This is a genomic window from Streptomyces sp. NPDC001634 (assembly GCF_040298185.1).
Lineage (GTDB): Bacteria > Actinomycetota > Actinomycetes > Streptomycetales > Streptomycetaceae > Streptomyces.
The window spans coordinates 1-14,549 of the sequence record NZ_JBEOZU010000103.1 but is presented as its reverse complement, the minus strand read 5'-3'; the positions used below and the strand labels follow the sequence as shown (position 1 = coordinate 14,549).

The 14,549-nt window shown below is 65.9% G+C and carries 10 protein-coding genes and 2 pseudogenes; 3 read left to right on the top strand and 9 right to left on the bottom strand.

The window, feature by feature from the left end:
- Positions 1–930 precede the first annotated feature (930 nt).
- The 6 genes and pseudogenes from ABT186_RS40950 to ABT186_RS40925 form a co-directional block, all read right to left on the bottom strand.
- Positions 931–1,920 (bottom strand): cytochrome d ubiquinol oxidase subunit II, encoded by a 990-nt coding sequence (locus ABT186_RS40950; RefSeq protein ID WP_351231974.1) that lies wholly within the window; start codon positions 1,918–1,920, stop codon positions 931–933.
- Positions 1,917–3,332, bottom strand: coding sequence for a cytochrome ubiquinol oxidase subunit I (locus tag ABT186_RS40945; RefSeq protein ID WP_351231972.1), 1,416 nt, complete (start codon positions 3,330–3,332; stop codon positions 1,917–1,919). The genes ABT186_RS40950 and ABT186_RS40945 overlap by 4 nt, the downstream gene beginning before the upstream one ends.
- A gap of 1,119 nt (positions 3,333–4,451) precedes the next feature.
- Positions 4,452–4,580, bottom strand: a pseudogene (locus ABT186_RS40940) (IS5/IS1182 family transposase); the annotation flags it as partial.
- Between the two features lie 129 nt (positions 4,581–4,709).
- On the bottom strand, positions 4,710–5,441 hold the full coding sequence (locus tag ABT186_RS40935) for a DUF1275 family protein (RefSeq protein ID WP_351231970.1): 732 nt from the start codon (positions 5,439–5,441) through the stop codon (positions 4,710–4,712).
- Between the two features lie 40 nt (positions 5,442–5,481).
- Positions 5,482–6,003 (bottom strand): PP2C family protein-serine/threonine phosphatase, encoded by a 522-nt coding sequence (locus ABT186_RS40930; protein ID WP_351929452.1) that lies wholly within the window; start codon positions 6,001–6,003, stop codon positions 5,482–5,484.
- Between the two features lie 33 nt (positions 6,004–6,036).
- The gene (locus tag ABT186_RS40925) at positions 6,037–7,653 is read right to left on the bottom strand and encodes a transposase domain-containing protein (protein WP_351929438.1); all 1,617 of its coding nucleotides are present in this window, start codon (positions 7,651–7,653) and stop codon (positions 6,037–6,039) included.
- Between the two features lie 265 nt (positions 7,654–7,918).
- Here ABT186_RS40925 and ABT186_RS40920 point away from each other — a divergent pair, with 265 nt between their 5' ends.
- The 3 genes from ABT186_RS40920 (at position 7,919) to ABT186_RS40910 (ending at position 10,950) form a co-directional block, all read left to right on the top strand.
- Positions 7,919–8,149: a hypothetical protein gene (locus ABT186_RS40920; protein ID WP_351929436.1), complete on the top strand. Its 231-nt coding sequence runs from the start codon at positions 7,919–7,921 to the stop codon at positions 8,147–8,149.
- 380 nt (positions 8,150–8,529) lie between these two features.
- Positions 8,530–9,030 carry a Dps family protein gene (locus ABT186_RS40915; protein WP_351929434.1) on the top strand — a complete coding sequence of 167 codons (501 nt, stop codon included), beginning with the start codon at positions 8,530–8,532 and terminating at the stop codon, positions 9,028–9,030.
- 315 nt (positions 9,031–9,345) lie between these two features.
- Positions 9,346–10,950: a DUF7405 family protein gene (locus ABT186_RS40910; RefSeq protein WP_351929432.1), complete on the top strand. Its 1,605-nt coding sequence runs from the start codon at positions 9,346–9,348 to the stop codon at positions 10,948–10,950.
- Positions 10,951–11,178: 228 nt separating this feature from the next.
- Here the strand turns inward: ABT186_RS40910 and ABT186_RS40905 are convergent, their stop codons facing one another.
- From ABT186_RS40905 to ABT186_RS40895, 3 genes and pseudogenes are all read right to left on the bottom strand, one after another.
- Positions 11,179–12,660 carry a catalase gene (locus ABT186_RS40905; protein ID WP_351237323.1) on the bottom strand — a complete coding sequence of 494 codons (1,482 nt, stop codon included), beginning with the start codon at positions 12,658–12,660 and terminating at the stop codon, positions 11,179–11,181.
- 77 nt (positions 12,661–12,737) lie between these two features.
- Positions 12,738–13,375, bottom strand: a pseudogene (locus ABT186_RS40900) (HD domain-containing protein).
- 109 nt (positions 13,376–13,484) lie between these two features.
- The gene (locus ABT186_RS40895) at positions 13,485–14,324 is read right to left on the bottom strand and encodes a transposase (protein ID WP_502973488.1); all 840 of its coding nucleotides are present in this window, start codon (positions 14,322–14,324) and stop codon (positions 13,485–13,487) included.
- Between the last annotated feature and the right edge of the window lie 225 nt (positions 14,325–14,549).

Below are 14,549 nucleotides of genomic sequence, written 5' to 3'. Positions count from 1 at the left end.
TCGGCGGTCGTTTCGACGCCTGGACGGATCCACCTTCTGACCGTCGTCACCCAACAAGGGCGTCGATCCGGCCCGGAGAAACTCCCCCGGACCACTCGTCTCCACCGGTCGCGTAGCGGGCGTCGGGATCATAGGGCGAGGAGAGCCCGGCGTCTGCCCGGCGGGAGGTCTTTGCCCTCCCCCCCAGAGCACATCCTCGCCGTCGCGGTGGTACCGCTCCACCCAGGCCCGGCGCAGGACCTGGACAGCGGGGACTTCCCGTAACCACGCTGGAACCTGAGGTGCCCAGACGGCCTCCAGGATGGTGAAGCCGTCCCGGACGACCTGCTCGGCGGCCCACTCCTGGCGGATGTTGTCGCCCTTGGGGAAGGGGCAGGAGCCGATCCGGGTGCCGTAGCGTCTGGCACTGCCCGTGCTGGGATCCGTCGGGGTCGGACAGGCCGACCGCCACCCACCCCTGGGGAGTCTCGGCGAACGGGTAATAGAAGGCGACGGACGGTGCATCGCCGGAGCCCTTCTTGCATAACGTCAGTCGGAACGTTGTGCGCAGCGACCCCTCCATCGCGGTGAGCGCCACCTCACCGTTGCCCATGGCCATGTGCGAGTCGCCCGTGGAGAACAGCGCGCCTTCCGAGAACACCGGAACGTCAGCGCGGCCGCTTCGGTGCCGGGAACGACGACGGTCTGCTCGTCCGGGCGGTGAAGACGTTTGAGAGGGCATGGGGCAAGGCCGGGTAGTTAACGGATTTGCGCTGGTGGCAAGCCAGTTGACGTGGCTTGGGCATCAGACGGGAACGTGAGCAACGGAGCCCCGTTGAAGCAGGTAGTCCGCTGGCAGGGGCGCAATACGGCTTCCGCCTCACGGAAGGCTGGTGGAAAGTGCCTGGTCGTCCGGCGCATTCGTAGCAGGAGTGCCGCGTCGGCTTTTTGTCAGCCGAGCTTGCGTTGCAGCTGCAGGACGTACAGCAGGAGGAGCGAAGGCGCGATCAGGGCGGCCGCGACGCAGGAGACTCCGAGCAGTACCCACAAGCTGGCCGACGGAGCTGCCGCATGCTGGATGGTCAGGTGGGTGCCCAGAAGGTAGGGGTACTGGGCGACTCCCCATCCCGCGACGACGGTGGCGATCGCGAGGGCGGCCAGGGTGCGTACGACGGGAGGGCGGCCTTTGCGTAACAGGAGAAGCGCGGCGAGACCGCACAGGCCCGAGACGGCCAGGAGCGGCGCGCCCAACGTGCTCAACTGGTGGAACAGGTGCGGGGAGTCCGAGTGCAGGACGAACACGCCTGCAAGGACCACCAGTCCCGCGACTACGCCCGCCCCGAAGGCCCGGCGGCGGAACGCCTTCTCCAGGGGGGTGTCCGCTCGACGCCGGGCCTGCCCCGTGAGGAACACGGCGGCGAGGTAGGCACAGACGGTGACCGCAAGGACCCCGCCGAGAAGGGAGGTCGGATTGAGCCAGCTGGACAGCGCGTCACCGTGCCCCGTCGAGGGCACGCGGCCGGAGGCGATCCCGCCGGCGATGGTGCCGAAGAAGAACGGGGTGGATACCGACGAGCAGGCGAAGGCGACACCGCTGATCCGCTCCCCCTGCCTTTCGGCCAGCGCATGGCGGAAGGCGAAGCCCGCTCCCCTCGTGACGATACCCAGCGCCGCCAGTCCCAGGGGGAGGTACAGGGTTGTGGTGATGGCGGTGAAGACTTGTGGAAAGCCCGTCCAGATCGTGACGAGACAGAAGATCAGCCACGTGTGGTTGGCCTCCCACACCGGGCTGAGGGAAAGGTTGATCAGCTCGCGGATGCGGTGTCCTCGCGTAGTGCCCCCGGCTGTCAGATCCCAGAAGCCGGCCCCGTAGTCCGCCCCGCCGAAGAGGGCGTAGGCGATGACTCCGACGAACAGGACTGCCGCGATCACCGTGCTCATGCGTCGTCAGCTCCGAGTCCGCGCCCGTTCATGGCCGGCGCCGGCCGGGGGCCGTACGGGACCGCCACGGCGTCGGTGCCTTCTTCCGACCATCGGCGTCGCATGGTCCGGAGCACGAACAAGGCACCGGCGCCGACGCAGAAATAGATCGCGAGGACCGTGGCGAAGAGCGGCCACAGATTGCCCTGCGTGGCGACCGCGTCCTTCGTCAGCAAGAGCCCCACGACGGTCCAGGGTTGGCGCCCGACCTCGGTCACCACCCAGCCGCTCTCCAGTGACAGAAGCGCGACCAGCCCGGCGACTGCCGAACCGCGCAGGAACCAGCGGTTCATCGGCACCTCGCGCCGTCGCCACCACAGCCAGCCGAACCACAGGGACAGCAGGAGCAGCAGTGTGGCGGTGCCGACCATGACGTCGAAAGCGAGATGCACGACGCTGACCACCGCGTCCACGGGACGTACGGCGGCCGGGATGGCGTCGAACCCCTTGATCGTGGTGGAGGGGCGGAAACCGGCGAGGATCGAGGCCACGTCGGGAAGCGGGATGCCGTAGCGCACTTCGCCGTTGACGAAGACGCCGCCGAGGGTCTCCGGGATGTGATCACCGGTGGTCGGTACGAGTTCGATGGCGGCGAACTTGGCGGGTTCCCTGTCGTAGACCTGGCGGGCGATGGTATCCCCGACGAGGAACTGCAGCGGCATGGCGACTGCGGCGACCGTGAAGGGAACGACGAACCCGAGCCGGTGGTAGCGGTCCCGACGTCCCCTGAGCAGTTCCCACGCGTACACCCCGGCGACCATGAACCCCGCGACGATGTACGCCGCGAGGAGCATGTGCACCGTTTCCCACCAGAACGCGCCGTTGAAGAAGACCTTGGACGGGATCACGTCCACCACGCGCCCGTTCTTCACCACGATCCCGGCGGGCTGGTTCATCCAGCTGTTGGCCGCGACGACGGAGGCCGTTCCGCCGACCCCTGCCAGGGTGACCACAACACCGGTGAAGAAGTGCGGCCACGGCGGAAGCCTCTTCCAGCCGTAGATGTAGATGGCCATGAAGATGGCTTCAAGGAAGAAAAAGAGCCCTTCCACGGCGAACGGAAACCCAAACGCCGAGCCGTATTTACCCATGAGCCCGGGCCAGAGCAGCCCCAACTCGAAAGTCAGTACCGTGCCGGACACGGCCCCCACGGCGAACAGAACGGCGGCCACCTTGGACCATCGCTGCGCCAGGAGCAGCGCCTGCTGATCGTCGCGGCGCAGCGCCCGGTACTGGCAGAACAGCATCATGAAGGTGAATGCGACGCCGAAGGGCACCAGAATGATGTGGAAGCCCAACGTGAACGCCATCTGCTCACGCGCGGGGAGGAGCTGTGGCGGGTCGGCGGATCCCCCCAGGGCAGACAACAGCATGAATTCTCTTTCCGGCTCGGATTGCGGCGGACGCTTCGCCACGGCGATCAGGTCAGTGTGGACGCAGGATTCTCGCGGGCCATGAACCGGCTAACGCTCTTGTCTGTACCTCACCCGGACGTGGGATGGTGAAAGGTGTGGTGAGTCGGTTGCCGGCCGCGTCTCCCCACCCTTTCCGTCGGCTTTTCAACGGCCCTTCCCGTGTCCTCTGAATCGTTCATGGCCTTTACCTTTCGGCACCTTGTGCCGGTCTGAGGAGAGATCCTCCTGAGCGGCCAGGTCGAGTGATTGCGGGGATGATTCCGAGGATGTCTTGCCTTCCGTGGCCGAAAGTAAACAGCAGGACCATGCCGTCGACGCCAGTCAACGGAAACGCCGAGCACTTGTCCGCATGCGCCCGGGTAAAAGGCACCGGTAGTCGGGTCGCCCGGGGGAATCTCACCCCCGGGCTCCCACGGAACCGTACGTAACAGTCTCCCGTCATACCGCTCTTGTCGTCCTGGTGCTGCTGCTGCGCGGGCACGACCGCCTGGACCGTGCCCTGGCCGAACTCGAACAGCGCGCGCCTCTCCAGGCGAACTGCGTGCGCCTGCGCTACCTCGCAGAGCTCGACTTCACTGAGAGTGCGGAACGTGAGATCTTGTCCGTTTCGTGGTTGAGGTTGGGGAAGGACCGCTGGTCGCGGGTGGGGGGTGGCCCTCAGGCGTCGGGGCTGGCGAACAAGCCGGGTTCGGGTTCGATGAGGATGCCCCAGCTGACCAGGCGTTTCAGTTTGGAGCAGATGCCTTCGGTGTTCTTCGGGGGGATAGGCAGGTGGAGGGCCTGGCAGAGGTCGCGGGCGCGCATCGGTCGGCCCGCGTCGGCCAGGGCGGTGAGGATCTGCTGGTAGGCGGGGTGGTCCGGGATGTCGGGGCGGTCCGGCCTGGTGGCGGGTGAGGGCAGCGGGAGAGCGAGGGAGGGTCTTGCGGGTGATGCGCAGGTTCTCGCTTTCCGCGTCGAGTTCGCCGAGTTGCCGGGTGAGTTCTTCGATGCGGGCCCGGAACTGCTCGGCTCTGTAGGCGAGTTCGCGCTCGCGGGTTTCGATGTGTTCCAGGATGGCTTTGACCTGCGGGTTCTCGCTCATGCGGTCCTCCAGGAGGCGATGGTGCGGCCGGTGAGGCGGCGGCTCATGACGGAGGTCATCGCCCACAGAACGCGGGAGCGGGAGGAGGCGGGGCGGTGTTCGTAGTCGCGTACGAGACGGCGGTAGAAGCCCGAGGAGTACCAGGCGCTGGACGAGAGCGCGAGGTCCTGCGGGAAGCCGCCGAACGGGCCGTTGCCGCGGGGACGCGCTGAGCCTGTCGTGTCCCCTCGCATCCGCTGGGAGACCGTGATCCGTCACCTTCGGCCAACGGGGCCGCGCCTCAGCCGGATCACGGGTGTACAAGCGGCCAGGACGGCGCACGCGACCAGCGCCACGGGGAGTACACCCGCCCATCCCGGAGCCGCCCGCAGCACCGCCATGGCGACACCCGCGCCCACCATCAGGGCTCCCAGCCGAGCCGGTACCCACCGGTCGTGATGACCCGCGCCCACACCCTTCACGATGTACGTCGCCAGCGTGCCGGTCAGATAGGTGGTCGGCGCCGCAGCCCGCCCGGCCGCCACCATGGCCGCCGCCTGGATGCCCATCGCCGCCCCCGCACCGAACTGCAGGGCATCCCGCGCCGTGTCCCCCGGTGATCCCCCCACGGCGGCCCAGATCACGGCGCCCGCACCCAGCACCACCGCCTCTCCGAACAGGCAGAACATCACCCTCGGCGGCCAATGCGTGACCACGCCGGTGCGCTGCCGGGTGAGCTTCGCGGTGACCGCCGCGCCCAGACCGAACCCCGTCAACGCCAACAATGCTGCGCTCACACCCGCACCTTGTCCCCGACCGATCGCCATCCCGAGCAGGGCGAGGTTGCTGGTCATGACGCCGGCGAAGACGCGGTCCAACGCGGTGAAGGAGATGGTTTCCACCGCCCCGGAGGCAGCCACCAGCAGCACCACCGCAAGGCGCAGGGCCGTCCCCGGTCCGGTCGGCGGTTGCGCGGGGTGCTCTACGGCTTGTCCTTGGTCACTCACAGTATGTGAGCGTAACGTCTTGTAAGTGCGCTCTATGCGCTCACCCGCAGCGGTGGTGCAGCTGGGCGGCCAGTACCGCGACGTCGTCCTCCGCGTGCCCGGCGTCGAGGCGGGCAAGCACCGTGTCCAGGACGTCCTCGACTCCTGAGCCTGCCTCGAAGCCGACGTCCGCCAGCCGGTGCAGGGACTCGTCTATGTCCTCGCCGCGGCGCTCGACGAGCCCGTCGGTGAAGAGCAGCAGCGTCTGGGCCGAGTCCAGCCGGTACGTGGCCGGCTCGTAGCCGCCCAGGCCGGTGCCCAGGGGTGGGCCGACCTGCACCGGCAGCAGTGTGGTGCGGCCTTGCCCGTCGACCACTGCCGGGGGCAGATGGCCGGCGCCGGCGAAGGTCACCTGGCCGCGATTGGGGTCGATCTGTCCGATGAGGCAGGTGGCAGGCCTGCGATCCGGTCCGCCGGAGGCGACCTCGTCGAGCTGGCGCAGCACGCGGTGCGGCGGCAGGTCCGCGGAGGCGATGTAGCGCAGGGACGAGCGGTAGGCATTCATGTCGACGGCGGCCTCCAGACCGTGTCCGGGCCTTCCCCCAAGGCCGGGTAGTTAGCGATCTCCGCGTCCCGGCAAGGGAGTTGGTGACCATGTTGTGGCGGTGTAGAGGCCGGGGCCGATCTTGTGGATGAGTCCGCTCTCGGCCCATCTGGAGAGTTGTCTGTACATGGTGCCCAGGGTGACGTCGCCGAAGTGAGCCGCGATGTCGCGGGGTCGCCACAGGCGGGTGGGGTCTTCTTCGAGCAGGACCAGGATTCGGTGTCTGCGGCGCTCTGCGGGGGCGGCATGCCGGTCGTCCCGGGAGGCGGTGGGCAGCGCGGGCTGCGGTTCTGAAGGTTCGACGACGGTGATGTCGAGGCTGGTCACGGTGCGGCTGTGATCGGGTCTGCTGTCGTTGTGTCGTTCGTTGTACCGGGAGGTCGGTGATTTGACCTTGCGGGTGCTCACACGGGGGCGACGGGGCGGTAGGAGTGCGGCCAGGACGCGGCGCCCGATGGTGCCGACTGGGTCGGTGGCGTCCACGATGACGCCGGCGGCTTGGACTACCTGCTCACGGGCGGTCTGGAGGGCGATGGTGAAGCCACAGCGGTCCGGGTCGGTGCCGGGGAGGGACTCGGCGGCACCGACCATCGCCGTGCGCAGGAGTTGGTAGAGCGCCGGCAGGGACCACATCTCCTGCTCGACGCCGACATGGTCACCCGAGCGCAGTACCCGCCCGTCCATGATCGTGTGGCGGAGCGCGTAGTGCGCCGATTCGTGCTCCCACCGCTGGTGATACAGGCTGCCCAGGGCGGCAGCCGGATAGCGGCGAGCGTCACTCAACGTAGTGGCCAGCCGGTAGGTGCCGGTGAATAGCGTGCCGTCGGCGCAGGTCACGGTGATCTGCGCGTCGATGATCCGCACCGGGCTGGTGCCGATCGCCGACAGGTAGGAGCCATCAGTCAGGCGGACGAGAACGGGGGTGCGCCGGTTGCTGCGCAGCCGGCCCAGGACCTGCGCGCCGGTGGCGGTCACCTGGGCAAGGAAGTCGTTGCCGTCGAAGCCTTTGTCCCACAAAACAAGCATGTCTGGCGTCAGCAGGTGCAGCAGGCGCCGGGCATAGCCCGTCTCGCCCTCGCTGGTGGCGCCGAAGACCGCGCCGATCAGAGCCCTGGTTCCGGTCTCGACCAGCGTCATCAGCTCCACAAGGGGGTATCCGCCATGGCTCGGAGAGCCGAGCCGGGCTCGGTCGCGGTCGGTGTCCGGGACCCTGATCGAGCTGCAGCCGTCGAAGGAGACCGTGCGATACCGACCGAACCGCACCCCGGGTGTCCTCGGCTGAGCCAACGGCCCCAACAACACCGCACACAGCCCGCGCATGGGCGCGCTGCCGACCCTGCGCCGCAGGTCACGCAGGGCCTTCGCGGTCGGCTCGGCGACCGGCACGCCGACCAGCCCCGCCGTCAGCTTCTGCCACACCAGCCGATAGCCGATCTCCGGGAACAGGCACATCGCCAACAGGAAGTACACACCGCCCCGTGAAGGCAGGTCCCGCAACCGACGCTGCACTGTGCGGGTTTCTTGGAGAACCGCATCGACGAGCTCGAACGGCGCGACCTGGGTCAGCTCACCGAGATGACCCGGAGCAAATCGCCCCGCGGCCACCGTGAACACGCGGGAGACGGTCATAAGACCAGGCGGCAGGGCACAATGACGTACAGGCAACGGAGCTCCACAGGCAGCAGACAGTCTTGGCGGACTACCTGCTTCAACGGGGCTCCGTTGCTCACGTTCCCGTCTGATGCTGAAGCCACGTCAACTGGCTTGCCACCAGCGCAAATCCGTTAACTACCCGGCCTTGGGGCATGGGGACAGGCCTGGAACATCCCCTCCCCCGAGCCGCTGACCGGCCGCCAGTACGCCGCGGCTGCGGCGTACTGGCGGCAACGCCCGCGTGAGCGCCGTACCAAAGCTCGCCTTGCGGGCCGCGGGCATCTTCGACGTCCAGGCACGCGAGGTGATGGAGATCTTCAGGCAATTCGAACGGCCGTTCCTGGTCGACGCGAGCGCATTTGAAACCCACATCGGACGGCTGACGTTGACAGGCCACGCAGACGCAGTCGCCGAGACCGTTGCTGAACACCGGCGCAAGGCCGAGAATCGGGGCACGACGGCGGCGCGGTGACGTGCTGTGTGACGGGGTCGATGCGCGGCCCAGGAACCCAGCAAATCGGCGTTCGGATCTTGCGCAAGCGTTCTCCAGCGAGGGCAGCCGCCTCGTGGCGCCCCCATCCCCGGTATGAAGCGCCGGGGGCAGGGTCACAGTGTGACTGAGGCTGATCCTGTGGAGCGTTCGTGCTGGTCCTCGCGGACGGCTGAGGACGTCACGCTCGTGCTCTCCATGGTGGACATCCCACCGGGCTCTCACACCCTTGATCTCCGATGTCCCCCAAGCGGATCAGGCGCAGTGGCGGCAGAGAGAGGCCTATGTAGGTTTGATTGCGTAGGTCAACGGGCCTCCTGTTTCAGGGGCTGCTCTGTGGTGCTTTCAAGAGGAGACACGCCATGACCACTTCCCCTGGGGGTTCCCGACGTTCGGAGGCCGATGTCGCCGGATTCACGGCCTCGCCGCAGCTGGCCGAAGCGTTGCAGCGGATCCTGGTGGACCTTGTCGAACTGCATCTCCAGGGGAAACAGGCCCACTGGAACCTGGTCGGCCACAACTTCCGAGACTTGCATCTGCAACTGGACGAGATCGTCGACGAGGCCCGGGAGTCGGCCGACACCATCGCCGAACGCATGCGCGCTCTCGAAGCCTGGCCGGACGGCCGCTCCGACACCGTGATGGCGACCACTACACTCCCTGCCTTCCCGGAAGGAGGGCTGAGTGTGAGCGCCGTCGTCGATCTGATCACCGCGCGCCTGCGCGCCACCGTCGATACGCTGCGCACCCAGCATGACCAGGTCGACAGCGAGGATCCCTCCACGGCCGACCTGCTGCACGCGATCATCGACTCCCTGGAGAAGTACGCCTGGATGGTCAGCGCGGAAAACCGATCCGCCTGACAACACCTCTCAGCTCCGGGAAGCCCACCAGGTCGGCGCAGCGATTTTGGCCGGGAGCTGCTTTGGCGCGAGTGATCACAGCCCCTTACGTTGGCCCGCGGATCGGGCTGCGGGTGTCGCCGAGGGCCTGCTCGCGCTGGGTGAGGGTGGTTCGGCGTAAGCCCCGAATGGCCCGCTAGGACTGGCTGGCGCTCGGCCTTCATGGGCGAATTAAGTGACTTTTGTAGCCCTGGGACCGATAGCGACCGAGGAGACGGGGATCTTCACGTGCGGGGCCGAGTCCCCCTGATCCCGGCTCCGTGGAAAGGGGCGCACATGTCGAGCGCGGAGGATGGAGCCGTGAAAGATGAGGGTGGAAAAGGCCTGTCCGTAACGGAGGAATTCGCGAACCCCAGCAGGCGAAGATTTGTCACGGGAGCAACACTAGGCGTGGCTCTAGCCTCTGCAGGCATCTATGAGGTCATCGACAAGCTGGCCACCCCACCCGAGCGGGCCGCCGTGGAGGCCGACAAACCTCTGCCGCCGGAACAGTATGCCATTCCCACACCGCGGCTCATCATGGACAATGGAACAGGCGTCGAAAGCAGCAACGGTACGATCCCCGTGCTGATTCCTCCATTGCACAATCACGTCATCACTGCGACATTGAAGGTTTCGCCCAGCGTGAAAGATTTGCAGGAGGCGCAGCGTCATCTGGAGTCCGTCATCCAGGGCTTGGAGAAACGCTTCCCTCCCCCTCCCAGTGGTCTGGGCGTCGTCGTCTCGTGGGGACTTCCCTACTTCCAGCACTACATCCCCAGCCTCGGTAGGGGTTCCGGCTACTTCAAATCTGGGACGCACTATCCGGAATACCTACCGGTCGATCTCATGACGTCCAAGCAGCAGGGCCGCGCGGTCTACGCGCTCCAGGACGCCAGAACGTATCCGAGCGACCAGCCGCCGGCCGGCTTCGGACAGGTCCGACTGGAGCAGAACCACGTGGCCGTGCTCCTGCGCAGTGACTCGCTCGACAACATCATGGAAGGCACCAACGCCCTGTTCGGGACGGGAAGCCACCAGGCGGGTGACCTCTTCGAAGTGACCAGCATCCGACGAGGCTTCACAGGTGGCGGTCACACGGGGCAGCAATCGCTTGCCAGCAAGCTGGCACTGGAGGCAGGCCTGCCGGGGGCGAGGTCTATTCCTGCGCATGCACCCATCTTTCTCGGCTTCACCAGCACGATCAAATCCGCGGAAAGTTCCACACCCGTTTCGAATCTGGAGACGCTTCCCGGCTGGACCGACCAATGGCCCAATGGCTACTTCAAGTACGGGACTATCATGCCTCTCTCACACCTGTACTCGGACCTGGCTACCTGGTACGGGGAAGGTCGAGAGGGGTCACGGGAATTCCCGGTCTATGCCGACCGACTCCGCGCCATGTACCGACCTGGACTCTCGGCCCCTGTGGGAACGGTGACCGTGGATCCTCCCGTTGAAAGCGAAGACGATATCTTTCAACGGGTCAGGAAAACAGGTAGTTACGGTCACAATGGGAGCATGCAGCCGGTGAACCGCCTACGGAAAGCGACAACCAGCAACTATGGCGTGACCTACCCGGTCGGCACCCCCGTATCTAATCGTGGCGATTTCGCTACGCTGGACAACCCCTTCCACTATACCTCCGACCCGGTCGGCGACCATTACAGCACCCAGAAGGCAGCCGGGTTGCACTTCCTGATCTTCGTGCCGACGTCCGAGACGTTTAACCGTATTCGCTTGGCGATGGACGGCTACTACCCTGACGGTAAAAGAATCGACTTCTCCCCGCGTTCACCCAAGGCCGGCCTGAATGCAGTGGTTCACACCACGCACCGCCAGAACTTTCTGATTCCACCGCGGAGTCGCCGTTCGTTCCCGCTGGCCGAGTTCTTGAGCTGACCCCGGGCTGGCGTAGTTCGCTGCGCCGCTTGGCCACGGCCATCGGCGGCGTCAGTGCTGTTTGCTGGCAGGTATGCGAACGTTTTTGATCCAATGTGCCTCATGTTGCAGCGTGACCGGCGCACGACCGCCCTATCTCGTCCCATCACTCTGGCGCCTGGCTCGGGACCCAGGACGACCTGTCGTGCTCGTTGCGCTGAGGACAAGGGAGTTCGGTCTCGGCGATTGTTACCCGTGGCCCGGCTGCGGCGACCCCAGACCGATACCTTGGGCGACGCGGGCGCCGAGGTTGGGGTCGACTTTCGTCCAGTAGTCGTTGACCGCTCGTTCCTGGACGAAGCGCTCCACCTCCTGACTCAGGTGCCAGACGATGTTTTCGACCAGATGGTCCTGGTCCGTCGGCGTCATCACGTCGCGGTAGAGCGTGCCGGGCTGGATGAAGTCGTCGTCGCCCTTGTGCGCCTCGTAGGCCGCGCGTGTGATCTCACCGGCTTCCACGAACCAGCCGGGGTCGCGGTAGCGCTGCGGCTCGCCTCTGGGTCCGCTGTAGCTGTTGGGTGCGTAGACCGGCTGGTCTCCGATGTGGTGGTAGCACATCGGGCCGTCCTTGTTGTAGTTGTGCACCTCGTTGACGGGCCGGTTGACGGGAAGCTGCGCATAGTTGGGGCCGGTGCGATAGCGGCTTGAGTCGGCGTAGGCGAACATCCGGCCCAGCACCATGCGGTCCGGGCTCGGCCCGATGCCGGGGACGAAGTTCGCCACGTCGAATCCGGCCTGCACGATCTGGGCGAAGAAATTCTCGGGGTTGCGGTCGAGGACCAAGCGCCCGACGGTGATCGGCGGGTAGTCGTCGTGCGGCCAGACCTTGGTGATGTCGAACGGATTGAAGCGGTAGTCGGCCGCCTCCTCGTAGGGCATGATCTGCATTTCGAGGCGCCAAGAAGGGAAGTCCCTGCGGGTGATCGCGTTCCGTAGGTCGCGTCGGTGGCAGTCGAGGTCCTCGGCGCGCATGGCTCTGGCCTCGGCGTCGGTCATGTTCTGGATTCCCTGCTCGGTCTTGAAGTGGTATTTGACCCAGAATTTCTCGCTCGCGGCGTTCTCCCACATGTAGGTGTCGCTGCCGTAGCCGTTCATGTTGCGCCAGGTACGCGGTGTGCCGCGGTCGCTCATCAGGATGGTCACCTGATGCGCCGACTCGGGTGAGAGTGTCCAGAAGTCCCACTGCATGTTGTTGCTGCGCAGGCCGCTGTCGGGCATGCGTTCCTGCGAGTGGATGAAGTCGGGGAATTTCATGGGGTCGCGTACGAAGAAGACCGGAGTATTGTTGCCGACGAGGTCGTAGTTGCCCTCTTCGGTGTAGAACTTGAGGGCGAATCCGCGTACGTCGCGGTCCGAGTCCGGGTAGCCCTCTTCGCCGGCCACCGAGGAGAAGCGCGCGAGCATGGGCGTTCGCTTGCCGACCTCACTGAGGAAGGCGGCCTTGGTCCACTGGGTGACGTCGGCAGTCACTTCGAAATAGCCGAAAGCGCCACCGCCCTTAACGTGATATACGCGATCGGGAACCCGCTCGCGGACGAAATGGGCCAGTTTCTCGATCAGGTAGGTGTCCTGCAGCAGATTGGGGCCGCTGGTTCCGACCGTGAGCGAATGCTCGTCGCTGGCGACAGGGCAACCGGAATCGGTGGTCGTGACGGGTGGTTGATCGGTCATTTCTTCGTCCTCCGCCGGCAGTCGCATCTTCTGGCGTTTCCACGGGATAGGGCGCAACGTGCCGTGATGTCCGGCGGCTACTCGGGCCAGGTGTTGTTCTGGATGACTTCGACGAAGTCGATACGCTTGAAGCCGGGCACGAAATGCGCTAGCACATCGGCGTTCACGGTGCCGAAGGTCGTGTCGGGCCGGTCTTTGAAGCCGTTGGTGAAGGCTTCCAGGATCCGGCGCTTGAAGTCGGGACGCGGGTGCGCATCGGTGACGGCTTCGAGTTCCGCCGGGTCCAGGTCGTCACGGCCGACCCGAGTACATCGGTCTCCACACCCGCGGTGACCAACGCGACCTCGGGCTCCATGAATTCCGGCACACCGGGAGTTGTGTGCAGGGCGATGGCCGTCCATACTCGGCGGATCTCGTCGGGGCCCACCTCATGTTCGCGTAGGAACCGACGGGCCTCGTTCGCTCCGTCGATCTCAAATCGCTGATCAGTGGTCCGGAACCGCTCGGTCAGACCCAGGTCGTGGAACATCGCTCCCACGTAGAGCAGTTCAGGTTCGGGTTTCAGACCACGTCGTTGCCCTTGCAGGACTCCGAATAGGTAAACCCTGCGCGAGTGGTCGAACAGCAACGGCGGCTCGGCTGCGCGAACCAGTTCCGTCGCCTCCCTGACAAGCCGTGTATCGGGTATTTCCACGCCCGCAATGATCTCGCTCATAACTGATCCACTCTTGTCTACGCAGCCCAGGATCGTCCCGCGCCCAATGGAGCCATTCGGATGTTTCGGTCCAGGTAGGCAGCGAGTTCGGCGCTCCCCGTCGATCAGGTCATACCGAACAGTCTTTCACCATTGTCAAAGCCTGTCCTGTCGCAGCAACAGCGCAGTGTTCGACCGCAATCGGCATACTGAGCCTTTTCAGCGTTGCCTCTCCAGGGTGAGGACCGCGGCGGCGATGACTGTCATGCGGTTCGGGCTGCAGCGGCTGCTGCGGAAGATCCGCCAGGACTTCAGGCGAGCGACGCCTCGTTCGACGGGAGCGCGGGCGTGGGCGAGCGCGTGGTTGAGAGTCCGATCGGTCGGTGACAGTTCGCCCGTTTGGCGGGCGGCGGATTGCGGTGGTGACCCAGGAGCCAGCGCCGATGTAGGGGCGGTCGGCGACGATCGGGACACCCTGGCGTTCGCAGATCCGGATGATGTGGTGGGTGCGTGCGGCGGTCAGGTCGTGAGCGCGGCCGGGAAGAGCCGGCGAGATCCACAGCAGCTGGCCCTCGGGATCGGTGACGACCTGCACGTTCACGCCGTGGCGTCGGTGCTTGTGCGAGTAGTCGGTGCGTCCGTCTCCCAAGCGGTCGCATTCGCTGAGGGTGCCGTCCAGGAGCACGCACGCGGGATTGTGCTCGCGCAGCGTTTTGAGCAGGCCCGGAGCCCGGTCGGCGAGGAGCTTCACGACGGCGGTGGTGTACGCGTGGGCGGTGCCCACGGATATACCGAACCCGGTGGCGATCTGGGCAACGGTGTCGTGCTTGCGGAGGTAGGCAAGAGCGACGAGTGCCCGCTGGTGCGGTCGGAGCTTGCAGCGGCGGTCACCCTCACGGGTGACGATGAGCATAGTGACCCACTCGACCAGCGCATGAGGCAGGTCGAGTGCGACAGGATAGGGAACCAACAGGGCTCCTGGACCGACAGGTTGAGACTTCGAACACCTCACCCAACGGCACGGGTGCCCTGTCTGTTGCGGGCGCCGAGGCCATCATCCGATCGGTGGCCACTCTGAAAGAGCTCATTGATCAGATGCCCTCTTAGTACTCCAGCCGGACTTCTGTATTTCTGCTGGTCAACGGCCTGGCGGTGGGGAGTGTAGCGGGGGCTCAGTATGCGTGGGGCGGTCTTG